This is a genomic window from Streptomyces tsukubensis (assembly GCF_003932715.1).
Lineage (GTDB): Bacteria > Actinomycetota > Actinomycetes > Streptomycetales > Streptomycetaceae > Streptomyces > Streptomyces tsukubensis.
This window is the reverse complement of record NZ_CP020700.1, coordinates 1-15,506: the sequence shown is the minus strand read 5'-3', so window position 1 is coordinate 15,506 and position 15,506 is coordinate 1. Positions and strand designations below refer to the sequence as shown.

The following is a 15,506-nucleotide window of genomic DNA, read 5'->3' as shown; positions in this document are numbered from 1 at the left end:
GCGGCCCCCGGGGCCCGGACCCTGCCCCGCCGCGGTGCACTGCCCGCGGGTCCGGGTCAGTGCCAGGAACCCAGCAGCTCCTGCAGAGCGTCCGGCGCGCTCATGAAGTCGTGGTGTCCGCCGTCGATCGCCCGGAACTCGACCGAATCCGAGTAGGCGCTCCACCCCCTCAGCTGCGCGGGGCTCACCTCGGGGTCGTCCCGCCAGTGCAGGACGATCACGGGACACCCCACCGCGGCCGGTTCCCGGCGCCGGTACTCGCCGGCGGCGGCGAGATCGCGCAGCAGTACGGCCAGGCCCACGTCGATCATGTCGGGCCGCGGCTCGATGCCCCGGCCGCGCACGACCGACTCCAGCTCGGCACGGAGTTCGGGCTCCGTCATCGCCAGCATCCGGTCCCGCGAGGCGTCGTGCGGCGCGGGCTGCCCGGACACGAAGAGCCGGGCGGGACCGGGCAGCCCCCGCTCGGCGAGCCGGACCGCGGTCTCGTACGCGGCGAGTGCGCCCGCGCAGTGCCCGAAGAACGCGAACGGCCGGTCCAGGCGCGGCACCAGCTCTTCGGCCAGGCTCGCGGCGAGGTTCTCGTAGGTGCCGTAGTGGGGTGCCGCCAGCCGGTTCTCCCGGCCGGGAAACTGCACCGGGCTGACCTCGGCGCCGCCGACCGCGGCCGGCCAGGCGCTGAAGGCCGAGGCCCCGGACCCGGAGTAGGGGAAGCAGAACAGCTGCGCGCGGTGGTCCGCGGACCGCGGCCGGACGAACCACGGCGATGTGGCGGTGGTGACGGCGGAAGTCATGGCGTCCTTCGTTTCTGGGCGACGATGGGCAGGTGCGTCATCCCGGCGATGAAGTACGACCGGAGGTGCTGCGGTTCACCGGCGAGACCGATCGACCCGAACCGCCGGGTCAGCTCCTCGAAGAAGATCCGCAGGGTCATCCGGGCCAGCGGCGCCCCGATGCAGAAGTGCGGCCCGAACCCGAACGCGATCTGGCGCTTGGCGCCGCTGCGCGTGATGTCGAACCGGTGGGGGTCGGGGAACCGGGCCGCGTCCCGGTTGGCCGACCCGATCCAGGCGACGACCGCCCCCCGGGCGGGCACGGTGCCCCCGGCGATCTCCACGTCGTCCACCGCGTACCGCATGAAGTTGCAGGCCGCCGACGTCCAGCGCAGCCCCTCCTCCACCAGGTTCGGGATCAGCGACGGGTCCGCCCGGGCCTTCTCGAACTGCTCGGGCCGCTCGGCGAGGGCCTGCACCGTGCCGGAGACGGTGTGCGGCGTCGTCACATTGGCGCCCAGCAGGATGCTGTACCCGTCGAGGGCGATCTCCTCGTCGGTCAGCGGCATGCCCCCGGGGCGGACGCTCATGAGGTGGTGGAGCAGGCTGTCGTCCTCCCGCCCGTCCGCCCGCCGGGCGCCGGCCCACTCCTTGACGTAGGCGAGCAGCTCGTGGTGGGAGATCGCCAGGGTCGCGGCCTCGCTGCCCTGCCGGAAGTGCGGGTCCGAGGGGGCCGTCACCATCGCGGTCAGCCGGACGAGCTCCTCCCAGTCCTTCTCCGGGATCCCGAGGAGCGGGCCCGTGACCATCGCCGGGAGGAGCAGCGCCTGTTCGGCCAGGTCGAAGACCTCCCCGTCGAGCGCCGGTTCGAGGAAGCGCACCACCGTCCCGCGGATCCTGTCCTCCCAGGACTTCACCGCCCGTGCGGTGAGCCGGGTGCCGAGCGGCCTGCGGACCTCGGTGTGCCGGGGCGGATCGGTGGACGTCATCAGCGTGCCCGCCGCGACGTCGTCCACCCCGAGATGGGTGACCACGGTGCCGCGCTCCGAGGTGAACTCGCGGTGGTCGCCGAGCACGCGGCACACGTCGTCGTAGCGGGTGACCGACCAGAACTCCCGCCCGTCGGGGAGGACCTGGTGGTGCAGCGGGGCCTTCGCGCGCATCTCGTCCCAGACCGGGTGCGGATCGCCGGAGGCGTAGAGGTCCAGGTCGAACAGGTCGACGCTCCCGGGGTCGATACCCCGCCCGCCGCCCGGCGTCAGCCTCACGCCGCCGCCCTCAGCTGCCGTATCAGCCCGGCGACCCGCGCCGGGGTCTGCGCCAGATAGAAGCCCCGCACGGACAGTTCGACGCCGTAGTCCCGGGCCACCCGTTCGATGATCTTTATTCCGGTCAGGGAATTGCCGCCGAGCGCGAAGAAGTCGTCGTCCGCACCGACTTCACGGGAACCGAGATACTCCGCCCACAGTGCCGCGACCTCCTGCACGAGTGAATCCGGTGCGTCCGCGGACACGGCCCGGGATTCCGGAGCCCCGTCCGCCGGGCACCGCCGGGAAACCTGCGGTGACAATTCCATAGCCGGCCCTTCCTTTCTCTGCTGCCCCGCGGCGGGACGGATCGTCCGAATGGCTGAAAAGAGAGTCCGGGGAATTCGTCCGGTGAATTACCGGCAACCCGGAGGCCATTGCGACGCCAAGGTAATCGGCCGGAGAAGGCCCGCACAAGGGATTCCGGACCGAACACACCGGCGGGCACCGTGTGTCCCGCCCGGCAGGACAGCCGCCCGCCCGGCGGCGGACGGGTTTCACCCCGTGCGGTGCGGGGGCGGATAAGCCCGGACCGGAACATCTGCCCGGGCCCGGCTCGAAAAACACTTGAGGCGGAATCCAGACGGACTCGGCATTTCCGCCGCCGAATACCGGAAGAGCTACGGTGACCTGCGGGAAAAGGGCCCGGAAGCCACCGGGACACCGGACGACCGAACCGCTGAAGAGGAGGGGGCCGTCTTGCTCAGGTCACAGAGGCTCGCGGCGCTCCCCATCGACGCGTACGACCTGGATTCCGCCGGTTCGCCGGTTCGCCGATTTCCGCTCCGCCCGGCGCCCGCACGCCGCCGCGGTCCACGACTGGTACGGGGAGGCCGCGCAGCACACGGGAGACACCGGCGCGCTCGCGAAGGCCCGCGCCTTGCGCACGTACCGCATCGAGAAGGGGGCCGGCGGCGAGGCCTTCCTCCGGTGAGGGAACGTGCTCCCGCCACCTGCTATTCCGTCTTGCTAGGTACCGGTAGTCAGTGTTACGGTGTACCAGTAGTCAGCGACGCCGACTAGCGAGATGCGGCGCTCCGCACGGCCGGGGAGCACACGGCCCCGCCGGTGCGGAAACCCCCTCGGCAGAAGGGGCCGCCGCGCACACCGCACTCCCCGGACATCCGGTGACAGGAGTGCCCCGAAGGGTTCTGGAGGACGTGGAGCTTCCTCACGGAACGACAGGAACAGCTCCGCGAAGGGCAGGCAGTCATGTCCGATACGGAAACGGGCGGCTTCATGGCCAAGGTGATCGGGCCCAAGAAGCGCTGGCGCGCCTACCGGGCGCGCATCGGGGAACTCCCCGCCGGCCACCGCGCGGCGGCCGAAGCGGTCGAGCGCTATCTGATGCACTTCGTGCCGGTGGACGCCGACAGCAACGCGTCGATGTTCGAAGACCTCGCCGACCTCTTCGAGCAGGCCGCGGCCGACGGAATCCCGGTCGGCGCGGTCGTGGGGGAGGACCCGGTGGAGTTCGCCGAGGCCTTCGCCCGGAACTACACCGAAGGCGGCTACGTCCCCGGCCGGGCGCGCAAGCGGCTGGCCGGCGACATCGCGGACGCCGGCGGCAAGGGCCGCTGATGGCCGCCCACCAGCGGCCCGCGCCCCCGCCGGCACCGGCTCCCGGGGAGCCGTCCCCGGTTCACTTAACCCCAGTTACCCCAGGCCTCGAGTGGGAGGGCTCCATGCCTTCGTCTGTCATGCCCACGTCCGGAAAGAGTGGCGGTGGCGCCCCGCCGGCCGGTGTGTCGGCCGTCGGCCTGCGCAAATCGTACGGCGACAAAACCGTTCTCGACGGCGTCGATCTGCACATCCCGGCAGGCTCCGTCTTCGCACTGCTCGGCCCCAATGGCGCGGGCAAGACGACCGCCGTGAAGATCCTCTCCACCCTCATCACCGCGGACGGCGGCCGGGCCCACGTCGCCGGCCACGACATCACCGCCGAAGCCCAGTCCGTCCGCGCCGCCATCGGCGTCACCGGACAGTTCTCCGCCGTCGACGGCCTCATCACCGGCGAGGAGAACATGCTCCTCATGGCGGACCTGCACCACCTCACCAAAAAGGAGGGCCGGCGCATCACCGCCGCCCTGCTGGAACGCTTCGACCTGGTGGAAGCCGCCAAGAAGCCCGCCTCCACCTACTCCGGCGGCATGAAGCGCCGCCTCGACATCGCCATGACCCTCATCGGCAGCCCCCGGATCATCTTCCTCGACGAACCCACCACCGGCCTCGACCCCCGCAGCCGCCACAACATGTGGCAGATCATCCGCGGACTCGTCGCCGACGGCGTCACCGTCTTCCTCACCACCCAGTACCTCGAAGAGGCCGACCAGCTCGCCGACCGCATCGCCGTCCTCAACGACGGCCGGATCGCCGCCGAGGGCACCGCCGACGAACTCAAGCGCCTCGTGCCCGGCGGACACGTCCGCCTCCGCTTCACCGACCCCACCACCTACAAGAACGCCGCCGCCGCCCTGCGCGAAGCAGCCCGCGACGACGAAGCCCTCGCCCTCCAGATCCCCAGCGACGGCAGCCAGCGCGAACTCCGCTCCATCCTCGACTGGCTCGACTCCACCGGCATCGAAGCCGACGAACTCACCGTCCACACCCCCGACCTGGACGACGTCTTCTTCGCCCTCACCGCCCCCGCAACCGTCCCCACCCAGCCCAAGGAGAACGCCCGATGAGCGCCCTCTCCCTCGCCGTCCGCGACTCCACCACGATGCTCCGCCGCAACCTGCTCCACGCGCGCCGCTACCCGTCGGGGACACTGAACCTGCTGCTCGCACCGATCATGATGCTGCTGCTGTTCGTCTACATCTTCGGCGACGTGATGAGCAAGGGCATCGGCGGCGCCGACCGCTCCGACTACATCGCCTACATCGTCCCCGGCATCCTGCTCATGACGATCGGCAGCACCGTCATCGGCGCTGCGGTCTACATCTCCATGGACATGAGCGAAGGCCTCATCGCCCGCTTCCGCACCATGGCCATCCACCGCAGCTCCGTCATCATCGGACATGTCATCGGCAGCGTCCTGCAGTGCATCGCCAGCGTCGTCCTCGTCGGCGCCGTCGCCTTCGCCATCGGCTTCCGCACCGAAGCCACCCCCGTCGAATGGCTCGCCGCCTTCGGACTCCTCGCCCTCTTCGCCCTCGCCTTCACCTGGATCGCCGTCGGCATCGGCATGGCCAGCCCCAACGCCGAAGCAGCCGCCAACAGCGCCCAGCCCCTCATCCTCCTCCCGCTGATCTCCAGCGCCTTCATCCCCTCCGACACCATGCCCGGCTGGTTCCGCCCCATCGCCGAGTACCAGCCCTTCACCCCCGCCATCGAAACCCTCCGCGGCCTCCTCCTCGGCACCGAGATCGGCAGCAACGGATGGATCGCGACCGCCTGGTGCGCCGGCCTGATCCTCCTCGGCTACCGCTGGTCCACCGCACAGTTCAACCGCGACCCGAAGTAACCCCGCGAACCCTCCGCCCGGGCGGGGTACACCGGCCCCTGCCGGCGTACCCCGCCCGGCCGCCGTCCCCGGCCCCGAAACACAGCAGAGCCCCGGAAGGACCGGCGGAAAAACCGGCGGGGCAGCGAAGAGCCCGCCGGTACCCTCGGGGGACATGGGGTGCCGGCGGGCGGATGTGCTGCCCCGCGAGGGCTCGTGGCCCTGCCCGGCGCAACACACCCCGAGCATCCCGCCCCGCCCTCGCGCCACGGTCGAACCCCGCCATACCGCCCCCGGAGCCGGAACACACAACCCCTCCCACGGACACGGACACCGGCACCCGGCCGGGACAGTACGCCCGGCCCCACAGGCCCGGCAGCCGACATCGAGCGCCTCGCGTCCGAGCACTCCGGAGCGCCGCCGGTACCACCGGCCGCAGACCAGCCCCCCGGACAGCCGGACAGCCGGACCGGGCCCGCACGATCGGTACGGTGTGTGCCGGCACCCGGCGGCGGGACCCGTGCATCGCGGCCAGGGTCCGTCGGGCCCTCGGTAGTGCTGCCACCGTGAACCATGGGGGGTGCCGATTCCTGCGAACCGCCGCAGAAGGTCCCGCCGTTGAGCCGGTGACGAAGGCCGTCCGGACCCGTACATCGCCCCCTGTCCGGAGCGGTTGACACCGCACCCCCGAGGACCGCGGTCAGCGGCCCAACCGCCGCTGCCGGTCGAACCGCCGCAGCACCCGCACCAGACGCCACACCCCGGCCGCCGCCCCGAGCAGCGCACCCCCCACCAGCACGTCCTTCCTGACCGGATCCGGGACGCCGAAAGCCGACACGAGAGCCACAGCAACGGCGAAGACACCCGCGGCCAGCACGACGCCGGTCACCAGGGCGAAAACAATCTCCACCGTCATTGCATCCTTCTCCCACCGCGACTCACGCCCCATGTCCATCCCGCAAGTCTCACATCACGGCCGGCCCGCGACGCCCGGCCCGGCCGCAGAGCCGGGCCTCCGGCACCGGATGCCCTTGAGGGACGTGGGCCACCGCCGGTGCCGGACGACCAGGTGAGACCACCGATGGACGACGAGGAGAGCCTGCGCCGCTTCGGCTCCGCCCCGCCCGCGCGCACCTCGACGAGATCCGCGGACTCCTCGGCGAGCACACGGAACGCGAACGGCGCGCTCAGGGCGGGGCGACACCGAACTGATGAAGCTCTGCTGCGTCCAGCTGTTCAACAGCGGCGACCTCGACGACGCCCTCCTCGTCTGGAACGCCAAGGGAAGCCGGCTTCGACGCGGCGTGCTCGATCGACATCGAACTCCTCCTCGGCCACGGACCGGAGACGACGAAGGCCCACCTCGCGGCCCACCCCTCGCCGTCCGCGCCGGAGGCACTGGACCGGCTCCGCGAGCTCGAATCGGAAGGCGCGTTCGAAGACTTCTCGGTGGAGCAGCAGTCCGCCGCCTACGACACGTACGACGAGGAGGAACGAGCCCGGCAGACGGCGCCGGATCCACCGCGACCGGGCACCGCCCGGACCCGTACCGCCGGCCGGACAGCGACCGCGGACCACGGCGGCCCGTGAAACCGGAGCACGCCCGCCGACGCGTCAGCCCGCCAGCTGCCCCAGCAGCGCCCAGGTCCGGCGCCGGTCGGACTCCCCGGCGATGTCCGTCCCCGAGAACACCACCTCCGTCGCCCCGGCATCCCGGTAACGCCGCACCTCCGCGGCGACCGTCCGCTCGTCACCGATCACCGCCACATCGACGCCCCGTCGGCCGCCGGAGAGCCCGATGGCCCGTGCGTAGGACGGGAACTGCTCGTAGAACGCAAGCTGCTCGGCGGCCTTCTCCCGCACGGAGTCGACATCGTCGGTGACCACACCGTAGACCAGGGCGACGATCCGGGGCGCCGGCCGGCCTGCCGCCTCCGCCGCCGCGGTGACCGCAGGAACGATGTGCTCGCCCAGCGCCCGAGGACCGGCCAGGAAGGGCAGGATCCCGTCCGCCAGCTCACCACTGGCGCGCAGCGCCTGGGGACCCATCGCGGCAACGAGCAGCGGCACACCGCCCTCGGCACCCGGCACCCGCGCGGGGATCGGGGTCGTCGCGGTGAGCAGTTCGCCGTGGAAGTCGGCGGTCCCCGTCTCGGTCAGCTGCCTCAGCGCGGTGAGGAACTCACGCAGGCGCGCAACGGGCCGTTCATGCGGGATACCGAAGCCCGTCTCGGTCAGGAACTTGGTACCGAGCGCCAGCCCGAGATGGTAGCGGCCGTGCGTCGCCGCCTGCGCGGTCTGCGCCTGACTGGAGACGAGCAGCGGGTGCCGGCCGAAAACCGGGATCGCCGACGTTCCCACCTGCAGGCCGGGCACTTCCCGCCCGACGATCGCCGCGAGCAGGGGCGAGTCCGCACCGAAGGTCTGGCCGAACCAGGCCGACCGCAGCCCGGCGGCCGCGGCCTCGTGTCCCAGCTGCACGCAGGCGTCGACCTGATTCCCGGCGTCGGCCGCGTTGAGCGCTATTCCTGTCGTCATACCGGGGAAACCAGCGCCGCCGGGCCGCGCATTCCGGTCCTCGTGTGACGGTCTCCTTGCAGTCGTGTGACGGCGGCCGCCCCGCGCCGCCCCGCCCCGCGCCGCGGGCCTCAGGCTCCGGTGGCGGACCGGGCCGATGCCCGCCGCCCTCACCGCCCGACCGCCCACCGCCGCCCGCCGCACGGACAGCAAACGGCCCCGAACGGCCCCGAACCCGCAGCCGCCGCAAAAAGCGTGTCGGCCACAGCCTCCGACGACTCCGGTCTACGGTGGATCCGGGCTCCGGCGCCGTGCCGTCCCGCACCGGCCCCCGGCCCGGCAGGGCCGTGAAAACTGCCGGAGAGGACACCCTGCCCGTCTTCACCCCGGAGGAGTGGGACATGAGCCCGGCACCTACCGCAGCCGGCAGTATCCCCAACGCCCGGCACGGCCATGCGGCCTGAACCGCCACCGGACCCGGGAAAGGAACATCCGTGACCGGACGGGACTCGCCGGACACGCACCGCAGAAACACACCGGAGCCGCGCCCGGAGCCTGCCGCCCGCACCGAGAGCCGCTGGCCGATGGCCGCGGCGGTCGCTGCTTCCGCAGCACTCACCCTGCTGCTCCCCGACGACCTGCGCCTCGGCCCCCGCTGGGCACTCCCTCTCGCCGAGGGCCTGCTGCTGGTGGCCCTGGTCTCGGGCGACCCCGGCCGGATCAGCCGCCGCTCCGCCATCCTGCGCTCGGTCGCCGTCGTCCTGGTCGTCGTACTCGCGGGCAGCGCCATCTGGTCGACCGCCCGGCTGATCGACGACATCATCCACGGCGGAGCCGAAACCAACTCCGCCGACGCTCTCCTCCTGGTCGGCGGCAGCGTCTGGATCTCCACAGTCCTCGCGTTCTCACTCCTCTACTTCGAACTCGACAGCGGCGGACCGGCCGCCCGCGCCCACCACATGCCCCCCACCCCGGCACTCGCCTTCCCCCAGCAGCTCAGCCCCGAACTGAACGCCCCGCACTGGCGCCCCCGCTACGTCGACTACCTCTACCTCGCCTTCACCAACTCCACCGCGCTGAGCCCCACCGACGTCATGCCGCTCGCCCCCTGGGCAAAAATCGTCATGACCGTCCAGTCCGTTCTCTCCCTGATGATCCTGGGACTCGTCATCGCCAGGGCCGTGAACGTCCTGGCCTGAAGCCCCCGGGAAACCCGAACCGGAAGCATGCGCCATTCAAAAACAGAGTTCCGCATGCAGATACGGACTACCCCACCGGTAGGGTTGCCCCATGGTGATGAGTACGGAGGCCACCCTCAGGCTCACGGTGGCCGCGATCATGCAGCTCACACGGGAGCGCCAGACGGACGTCGGCGCCGGGACCGGCCTCAGCCAGCTCCAGATCAGCCGCAAACAGAGCGGGAAGACCGCGTGGACCCTCAGCGACGTCGACGCCCTCTCCGCCCACTGGGACATCCCGGTCCTCGACCTCCTCGCCGGCCCCACCCACGCCACCGCCGCACTCCCCGCCGACCGGATCACAGCCACCACAACCCAGACCGCCATCCCGGTGGCCCAGGCCGCTCCCGCCCCGGCCGACACCACCCCGCCCGCACCGTCTTCCACGGCAGCGGATCCGACTGCCCCGCCCCCGATCCCCGCCCCCGTACCGCCCCCCGCCCGCGCCGTACCCCACCACCCGCCACCGGCCGGACCCCTCACCGACCGCATCCGCACCACCGTCGACCAGCACCTGACCGCCGCGAACGGAAACCCCGACACCGCCCGCACCGCACTCGTCAAACGGGCCATCCCCGACGTCATGACCCTGTTCGCCGCCTCCCGCGTCGGCGGCCGCTACGAACACACCGAATTCCCCCCGACCCAGGACATCCTGCAAAAGCGCTCCCAGAAAGGCGCCGACCAGATCTGGGAAGGCCGCCCCAAATGGCGCTCCACCGAACTCCACCAAGCCGCCCGCGCCGGACACATCCACCTCGACGTCACCACCCTCGACATCAACGGCGCCTACCTCGCAGCCCTCAAAACCTGGCTCCCCATCGGCCGCCTCACCCATTCGCAGGACGCCGCACACGACCCCAAACGCGCCGGAGTCCACCGCATCACCCCGCCCCACTGGACCCTCACCGACCTCCCCTCACCCCTCGGCGCCCGCCAGGAACCCGGACCCCTCTGGATCACCGAACCCACCCTCCGACTCCTCCTGCGCTGCGCCCGGCAGGGCCTGTGCGAGATGCCGGTGATCCACGAATCATGGACCTCCGGAGCCAGCGAAGGACTGCTGGAAAAAATGCGCCGGGCCCTCGCCGACGCCCGGAAGACCGCCATCGAAACCGGCGACGACCTGACGCTCGAATACATCAAGGCCATGTACTCCAAGTTCGTCTCCACCATCGGAGAATCGACGGCGAACCGGGAAATCCGCCGGCCCGACTGGATGCACATCATCCGCTCCCAGGCCTTTGCTAACCTATGGATGAAGGCCCACAGGGCACACACGGCAGGACTCACCGTCGTGGAAATGTCAGGAACCGACGAACTGCACATCGCCGGTGAATGGCAGTCAGTTTTCGCACAAGGCCGCGAACTCTCCCAAGTCAAACCCAAATACACCTACACCCTCGGAAAGGATGAAGCGTGAGCGGCGCATCCGACCTGTGGGGAGAATGGCAGAAACACAACGCCCAAGGGGTACGCGGAGCCCAGGCCCTCCACGCCGAGATCGACCGCATCGCCCGCGCCGGAGGCATCACCTCACCCGTCACCACCACCCGCGGCCTCAAAGCCCGCCTCCGCTACCTCGACAGCCCCGCCGGCCGCACCGAACTCGCCGCCCAAGGCATCACCCGCCGCCTGCTGCGCTCCTGGGAACGCGGCACCACCCCCTCCGCAGCCAAACGCGAAGCCGTCGACACCGCCTACAGGAACAGACGCCGCCGGAACATCGTCCGCTCCGGCGCACTGAAACGCATCCTCGACAACAACGGCCACGGCCGCCGGATGGAAATCTTCCCCGTCGACCAGAGCACCGTCCCCGAGAAGCACCGCCGCCCCCTCTCCGACCGCTCCATCCAGGCCCGCTACATCTGGGACGACGCCATCAGAGCCTGGGCCGCCGACGACCTCGACACCCTCGACGACATCTGGGACGACGTCATCTCCGAACTCGACTCCGACTTCGCCGCCTACGCCTACGTCAGCGCCATCGGAATCGGAGCCTGACACCGCTGTCCCGGCGGGCCGGCCACAGGCGATCAACCGTCCGCACAGTCGTCCTGCCCGACGAGTTCCGCCAAGCGCTCCATACAACGCATCCGGGCAGGAGAGAAGTCGTACGGCATCTTGGTGATGGCCTCCAAAGCACTCATCTCCCTCTCCTCCTCCGCCGGGTCGGCATCATAGGTCTCGAAAAGCTCGTCATCGGCCGCATCCAGCCCGGCCGCCGTCATGGCCTGCACAACGGCCCGGTGATGGGCGTACTGCTGTACGGCGAGTTCCTCGACGCGCGGGTCATGGGGGTCGACGCCGTCGTCGAGGGCGGCCTCGGCCTCGTCGAGACGGTCCTGCTCGGCCCGCAGGCCGGGGTGGGTGGCCAGCACGATGTACACACCGGCCTGTACGGCGGAGCCGAGCGGCCCGAAGATCCGCTCCGTAACCAGCAGAGCCTCCAGATCAGAGGCACGCAAAGCACCGGGAGGCAGATGACCGAGCCGGTCCGTCACCGCCTCGGACAACAGACCCAGCGGGCTGCCCACGGCCCGCAGACGCGCGACAGCCGCACGCTGACGCTTGATCTCGCTCTCCCGGACGGCCAGGGATTCCTCCAGCCGGCCCAGGATCTCCCCGACATCCGCGGAGTCGCCGAAGGCAGCCCGCATATCGTCCAGACCGATACCGGCCTCCGCCATTCTGCGGATCCACAACAGGCGGACCATGTCGTCATAGCCGTAGAGGCGGCGGCCGTCCCCACCCCGCTCGGGTTCCGGCAGCAGACCGATCTGGTGGTAGTGGCGGACAGCGCGCGGGGTGGTCCCGGCGAAAGCGGCAGCAGCACCGATCTTGACCTGGCGGGGCGGCGTAACGGGGAGATGCATCGCAGATGGAGCCTTTCGTGCTGTGGTGCCACGACAACACCACATGCCGCTACGGCATGTGCAACGAACCTCCCGGGTGGGCTACGGGCAGGTCGCCAGAAGGACGGAGACGACGGTGCAGGTGGCGCTGTCGGTGTCGTTGGCCGGGTTCGGGTCCGCCGGGGTGGAGGCGGTGCGTGTCCCGGTGACGGTGACCTGGCCCAGGGAGAACAGGTGCAGGGGTACGCGGAAGGACTTGGCCGCGCCGGCCCCGTTGGCGATGGTCCCGTAGGTGCAGGTCACGGTTCCGGTGCCGGTGGTGCATCCGGCCGGGAGGCCGGTGGCGGAGGCGCCGGGCGGCAGGGTGGCGGTGACGGTGGCGGAGGTGACCGCGTCGGGACCGGTGTTGTGCGCGGTCAGGGTGTAGGTGAGGTAGGGGACCAGGATGCCCAGGTGGGGCTGCGCGGTCACGCCGACGGCGAGGTCGGCGGGCGGCGGGTCGGTGACGGTGATGGCCGGCTCGTACACGGTGGCCTCGCCGCCGCGGTTGCCGTAGAGCTGGTAGCCCAGGACGAAGGAGCCGGCCGGGGTTTCGGGGTTGACCCGGAGGGTGATCGTTCCGCTGAACGCGCCGCCCGCCGTCAGGTCGCCCAGCGGTACGCGCTGGCCGATGCCGAAGGTACTGGTGCAGGGGGCGGTGTTGCCCGTGCACGCAACGATGGTCGTGAAATCAGAGAGCCGGCCGAGGGTGGAGGAGCCGGCGTAGAAGTTCTCACCGGCGCCGGGCGTATCGACGTCCGCGGTGCCGTTGAAGCTGATCGTGAAGGTGTCGCCGGCGGCGACGGTGGTGGAGGAGACGCTGATGCTGGAAACGGCGTGGGCGGCCTGGGGAACGGCCAGTCCCGCTCCGGCCGCCAGTGCCAGGGCCGCCAGCGCGGCCGGCACCCGTCGGCGCAGACGGCGCAGCGGCCCCCGCCCCGCGCCCGGGTTGCGGGTCCCGGCTCTGCGGCGCCATCCCGCAGGTACGGGGTACCGGGGTGGTGTTCGAGGACATGAAGGTCCCCTTCACTCGGTTGCGCGCCAACCGCGGGCGGGACCCGGCGGACCCCGACAACCAGCGGCGGTGCGGTCACGCCCGCGCGGCATGCCCGCCGGGATCACCGACCACCCGGAACACGGACCGCGCATCGCTCATCACCGCGGCAGAAGCCCGGCCTGCGGCGACCGCGCCAGACTGACAGCAGACCGGCAGCTCTCGAACAGGGAATTCCACAATTGATCGGATTGGGCCGCTTACCGACCGCATGACATCTATGTCTGGCCGCATCCCCAGGCCCGTGGGCCGGTGCTTCGCATCCCGTTCGTCGGCCCCGGCACCGTCGTCACTCCGCCGTGTTTCCCGCAGGCAGCCGATGAGCCGGACCCCGGCAATATGATCGCCGCTCACACCCGGAGCGGCCCGTTCCCGCGGCGGCAGGGAACAGCGGCGCTCGCGGAGGGCGTGGTACCGAGTCCGAGAAGGGCGAGAGCGGCCAGGGCAAGACCGCCCCGGACTCTGCGCCAGCGGGTAGAAAGCATGGGTCACTCTCCGATACCAGAAGGGGGACACGGCGGCCTGCCGGCCGGGAGCGGGAAACCCTGCCCACCACCGCATGGGGTGAAGTGTGACGAATGAACTCTCCGCAAGGGCGGAGCAGGAGCCCTCTCCTTCCGCGTGAACCCGAGGACATGTGTCCCATCCGGAACCGCACCGCCGACAGCAGACCCCCGGATGACCCGCCACCCCACCGCGCCCCACACCGACCCGTCCCCCGGACGCCCGCCCGAACAACACGGAACGCTCTCTCCCGACTCACCGAGGGTTCACCCCAGAGCCCACCGGCCCAGCCCACCGAAGCCACCGCCCGGTGGCGGGAACCGAACCCCCACGGCACAGAGCACTGCCATCCTGGCCCGGCGATACCCACCGACCCCTGAACACTGCTCTGGAGGCAACCGGATGACAGACAGCACACGCCCGGTGGACGGGACACCGGAAGAACGCCGCAGCAACGCCCTGATCGTGGCGCAGGCCCTCGAATTCCTCTACCCGGCCGCACTACGCGCCGCCGCGGCCGTCGGCGTCGCGGACCATCTCACCGACGGCCCCCGCACCCCGGCCGAACTCGCGGCGGCCACCGGCACCGACGAACAGAGCCTCCACCGGGTCCTGCGACTACTGGCCACCCGAGGCCTCTTCGAACAGGACGACGCAGGACGCTTCAGCCTCACCGCCGACGGCGACGCCCTGCGCACCGAGGCACAACTGTCCGCCCGCGCCGCGGTACTCATGCTCACAGATCCGACCATGTGGCGCCCCGCCGGCGAGATGACACGATGCCTGACCGACGGCGGCTCCGCCTTCGACACCATCTTCGGCACCGACTTCTTCACACACTTCGCCCGAGACACCCGGACCGCCGCCGTCTTCCACACCGGCATGGCATCCATGTCGGACGCAGAGAACGGACCCATCGCGCAGAGCTGGGACTTCCCCAAAGACGCCACCGTCGTCGACATCGGCGGCGGCTACGGAGGCCTGCTGCGCCAGGTCCTGGCCAACGGGCCCGCACTGCGCGGCATCCTCCACGACCAAGGCCATGTCCTGGCAGGCCACGGACTGGCCACCCCCGTGCCCGGCGGAGCCGACCCGGCCGGCCGCTGGCAGACCACCGAAGGAGACTTCTTCCACTCGGTACCGACCGGGGACGTCCTCATGCTCAAACGGATCCTGCACGACTGGGACGACCACCAGTGCCTGACCATCCTGCGCAACTGCCGTACCGCCCTGGCCCCAGGCGGCCGCATCCTCGTCATCGACGCGGTGATCCCGGACGACGACACGCCTCATCAGGCCAAGACACTGGACCTCATGATGATGGCGTCACTGACCGGCCGGGAACGCACCGAGGCCGACTTCTCCCGCCTCTTCGCCGCAGCCGGACTACGCCTCGACCGAGTGGTCCCCACCCCGGCGGTGCTGTCCATCGTGGTCGCCACCGCCTCGGACACCCCCACCCCCTGACCGAGCCCGTGCCGGCGCCCAGCCCTGACCTGCGCGGGCATCCTCGCCCCGCCTCTGGAACCGGACACCGCCGGGCAGCCGGGCAGGGACGCCGCCGAAGTCCTGCACGACAGCCAATACCCGGCGCTGGTCCGCTTCCTGCTACTCCAAGGCGCGACATGGTCCGAAGCCCAGGACGCAGCCCAGACCGCGTTCATGCACCTGTGCCGCCCCGGGCTCACGGTCGCCCACCCCAAAGCGTGGCTGCGGACAACAGCCTCCGCCGTATCACCGCACAGGGCGGCGTGCCCGAGCTACGAGACCCCGA

Annotated in this window: 16 protein-coding genes; 8 read left to right on the top strand and 8 right to left on the bottom strand. The window is 70.9% G+C overall.

Annotated features, from left to right (window positions below; all coding sequences use genetic code 11):
- Positions 1-56: 56 nt before the first annotated feature.
- Genes B7R87_RS00080 through B7R87_RS00070 form a run of 3 tightly spaced genes read right to left on the bottom strand, consistent with a single transcriptional unit; the run spans position 57 to position 2,286 of the window.
- On the bottom strand, positions 57-794 hold the full coding sequence (locus B7R87_RS00080) for a thioesterase II family protein (RefSeq protein ID WP_006344597.1): 738 nt from the start codon (positions 792-794) through the stop codon (positions 57-59).
- Positions 791-2,041: a cytochrome P450 gene (locus B7R87_RS00075; RefSeq protein WP_006344596.1), complete on the bottom strand. Its 1,251-nt coding sequence runs from the start codon at positions 2,039-2,041 to the stop codon at positions 791-793. Before B7R87_RS00075 ends, B7R87_RS00080 begins: the two co-directional genes overlap by 4 nt.
- Positions 2,038-2,286 (bottom strand): phosphopantetheine-binding protein, encoded by a 249-nt coding sequence (locus tag B7R87_RS00070; protein WP_006344595.1) that lies wholly within the window; start codon positions 2,284-2,286, stop codon positions 2,038-2,040. The genes B7R87_RS00075 and B7R87_RS00070 overlap by 4 nt, the downstream gene beginning before the upstream one ends.
- Before the next feature lie 1,006 nt (positions 2,287-3,292).
- On the opposite strand from B7R87_RS00070, the gene B7R87_RS00065 reads away from it, so the two are divergent.
- From B7R87_RS00065 to B7R87_RS00055, 3 genes are all read left to right on the top strand, one after another.
- Positions 3,293-3,661 (top strand): DUF1048 domain-containing protein, encoded by a 369-nt coding sequence (locus tag B7R87_RS00065; protein ID WP_006344594.1) that lies wholly within the window; start codon positions 3,293-3,295, stop codon positions 3,659-3,661.
- 104 nt (positions 3,662-3,765) lie between these two features.
- The gene (locus B7R87_RS00060; protein ID WP_187144511.1) at positions 3,766-4,767 is read left to right on the top strand and encodes an ATP-binding cassette domain-containing protein; all 1,002 of its coding nucleotides are present in this window, start codon (positions 3,766-3,768) and stop codon (positions 4,765-4,767) included.
- A complete protein-coding gene (locus tag B7R87_RS00055; RefSeq protein WP_006344592.1) occupies positions 4,764-5,546 on the top strand; it encodes an ABC transporter permease in 783 nt (260 codons plus the stop codon). Before B7R87_RS00060 ends, B7R87_RS00055 begins: the two co-directional genes overlap by 4 nt.
- A gap of 679 nt (positions 5,547-6,225) precedes the next feature.
- Here the strand turns inward: B7R87_RS00055 and B7R87_RS00050 are convergent.
- Both B7R87_RS00050 and B7R87_RS34010 read right to left on the bottom strand, forming a co-directional pair.
- Positions 6,226-6,480, bottom strand: a complete 255-nt coding sequence (locus tag B7R87_RS00050) for a DUF6332 family protein (RefSeq protein WP_006344591.1) — start codon at positions 6,478-6,480, stop codon at positions 6,226-6,228.
- Positions 6,481-6,712: 232 nt separating this feature from the next.
- On the bottom strand, positions 6,713-6,844 hold the full coding sequence (locus B7R87_RS34010) for a hypothetical protein (protein ID WP_269847447.1): 132 nt from the start codon (positions 6,842-6,844) through the stop codon (positions 6,713-6,715).
- Between the two features lie 130 nt (positions 6,845-6,974).
- On the opposite strand from B7R87_RS34010, the gene B7R87_RS33000 reads away from it, so the two are divergent.
- The gene (locus tag B7R87_RS33000) at positions 6,975-7,115 is read left to right on the top strand and encodes a hypothetical protein (RefSeq protein ID WP_187144650.1); all 141 of its coding nucleotides are present in this window, start codon (positions 6,975-6,977) and stop codon (positions 7,113-7,115) included.
- A gap of 24 nt (positions 7,116-7,139) precedes the next feature.
- Here the strand turns inward: B7R87_RS33000 and B7R87_RS00040 are convergent, their stop codons facing one another.
- On the bottom strand, positions 7,140-8,063 hold the full coding sequence (locus tag B7R87_RS00040) for an LLM class F420-dependent oxidoreductase (RefSeq protein WP_006344590.1): 924 nt from the start codon (positions 8,061-8,063) through the stop codon (positions 7,140-7,142).
- A gap of 473 nt (positions 8,064-8,536) precedes the next feature.
- On the opposite strand from B7R87_RS00040, the gene B7R87_RS00035 reads away from it, so the two are divergent.
- The 3 genes from B7R87_RS00035 (at position 8,537) to B7R87_RS00020 (ending at position 11,284) form a co-directional block, all read left to right on the top strand.
- Positions 8,537-9,241 (top strand): DUF1345 domain-containing protein, encoded by a 705-nt coding sequence (locus B7R87_RS00035; RefSeq protein WP_006344589.1) that lies wholly within the window; start codon positions 8,537-8,539, stop codon positions 9,239-9,241.
- Positions 9,242-9,332: 91 nt separating this feature from the next.
- Positions 9,333-10,703 (top strand): hypothetical protein, encoded by a 1,371-nt coding sequence (locus B7R87_RS32995; RefSeq protein ID WP_006344588.1) that lies wholly within the window; start codon positions 9,333-9,335, stop codon positions 10,701-10,703.
- The gene (locus B7R87_RS00020) at positions 10,700-11,284 is read left to right on the top strand and encodes a hypothetical protein (RefSeq protein WP_006344587.1); all 585 of its coding nucleotides are present in this window, start codon (positions 10,700-10,702) and stop codon (positions 11,282-11,284) included. Before B7R87_RS32995 ends, B7R87_RS00020 begins: the two co-directional genes overlap by 4 nt.
- 32 nt (positions 11,285-11,316) lie before the next feature.
- On the opposite strand, the gene B7R87_RS00015 is transcribed toward B7R87_RS00020, so the two are convergent.
- Both B7R87_RS00015 and B7R87_RS00010 read right to left on the bottom strand, forming a co-directional pair.
- Positions 11,317-12,156 carry a MerR family transcriptional regulator gene (locus tag B7R87_RS00015; protein ID WP_006344586.1) on the bottom strand — a complete coding sequence of 280 codons (840 nt, stop codon included), beginning with the start codon at positions 12,154-12,156 and terminating at the stop codon, positions 11,317-11,319.
- A gap of 81 nt (positions 12,157-12,237) precedes the next feature.
- Entirely contained in the window at positions 12,238-13,080 is an 843-nt protein-coding gene (locus B7R87_RS00010; protein WP_006344585.1) for a DUF11 domain-containing protein, read from the bottom strand.
- Positions 13,081-14,134: 1,054 nt separating this feature from the next.
- Here B7R87_RS00010 and B7R87_RS00005 point away from each other — a divergent pair.
- On the top strand, positions 14,135-15,199 hold the full coding sequence (locus tag B7R87_RS00005; protein ID WP_078901984.1) for a methyltransferase: 1,065 nt from the start codon (positions 14,135-14,137) through the stop codon (positions 15,197-15,199).
- Positions 15,200-15,506 lie beyond the last annotated feature (307 nt).

What these genes read in the sequence shown, in the direction of transcription:
- B7R87_RS00050 (WP_006344591.1), bottom strand. Translation starts at nt 6,480, where the DNA reads ATGGACATGGGGCGTGAGTCGCGGTGGGAGAAGGATGCAATGACGGTG.
- B7R87_RS00080 (WP_006344597.1), bottom strand. Translation starts at nt 794, where the DNA reads ATGACTTCCGCCGTCACCACCGCCACATCGCCGTGGTTCGTCCGGCCG.
- B7R87_RS32995 (WP_006344588.1), top strand. Translation starts at nt 9,333, where the DNA reads ATGGTGATGAGTACGGAGGCCACCCTCAGGCTCACGGTGGCCGCGATC.
- B7R87_RS00005 (WP_078901984.1), top strand. Translation starts at nt 14,135, where the DNA reads ATGACAGACAGCACACGCCCGGTGGACGGGACACCGGAAGAACGCCGC.
- B7R87_RS00065 (WP_006344594.1), top strand. Translation starts at nt 3,293, where the DNA reads ATGTCCGATACGGAAACGGGCGGCTTCATGGCCAAGGTGATCGGGCCC.
- B7R87_RS00060 (WP_187144511.1), top strand. Translation starts at nt 3,766, where the DNA reads ATGCCTTCGTCTGTCATGCCCACGTCCGGAAAGAGTGGCGGTGGCGCC.
- B7R87_RS00040 (WP_006344590.1), bottom strand. Translation starts at nt 8,063, where the DNA reads ATGACGACAGGAATAGCGCTCAACGCGGCCGACGCCGGGAATCAGGTC.
- B7R87_RS00015 (WP_006344586.1), bottom strand. Translation starts at nt 12,156, where the DNA reads ATGCATCTCCCCGTTACGCCGCCCCGCCAGGTCAAGATCGGTGCTGCT.
- B7R87_RS00055 (WP_006344592.1), top strand. Translation starts at nt 4,764, where the DNA reads ATGAGCGCCCTCTCCCTCGCCGTCCGCGACTCCACCACGATGCTCCGC.
- B7R87_RS34010 (WP_269847447.1), bottom strand. Translation starts at nt 6,844, where the DNA reads ATGTCGATCGAGCACGCCGCGTCGAAGCCGGCTTCCCTTGGCGTTCCA.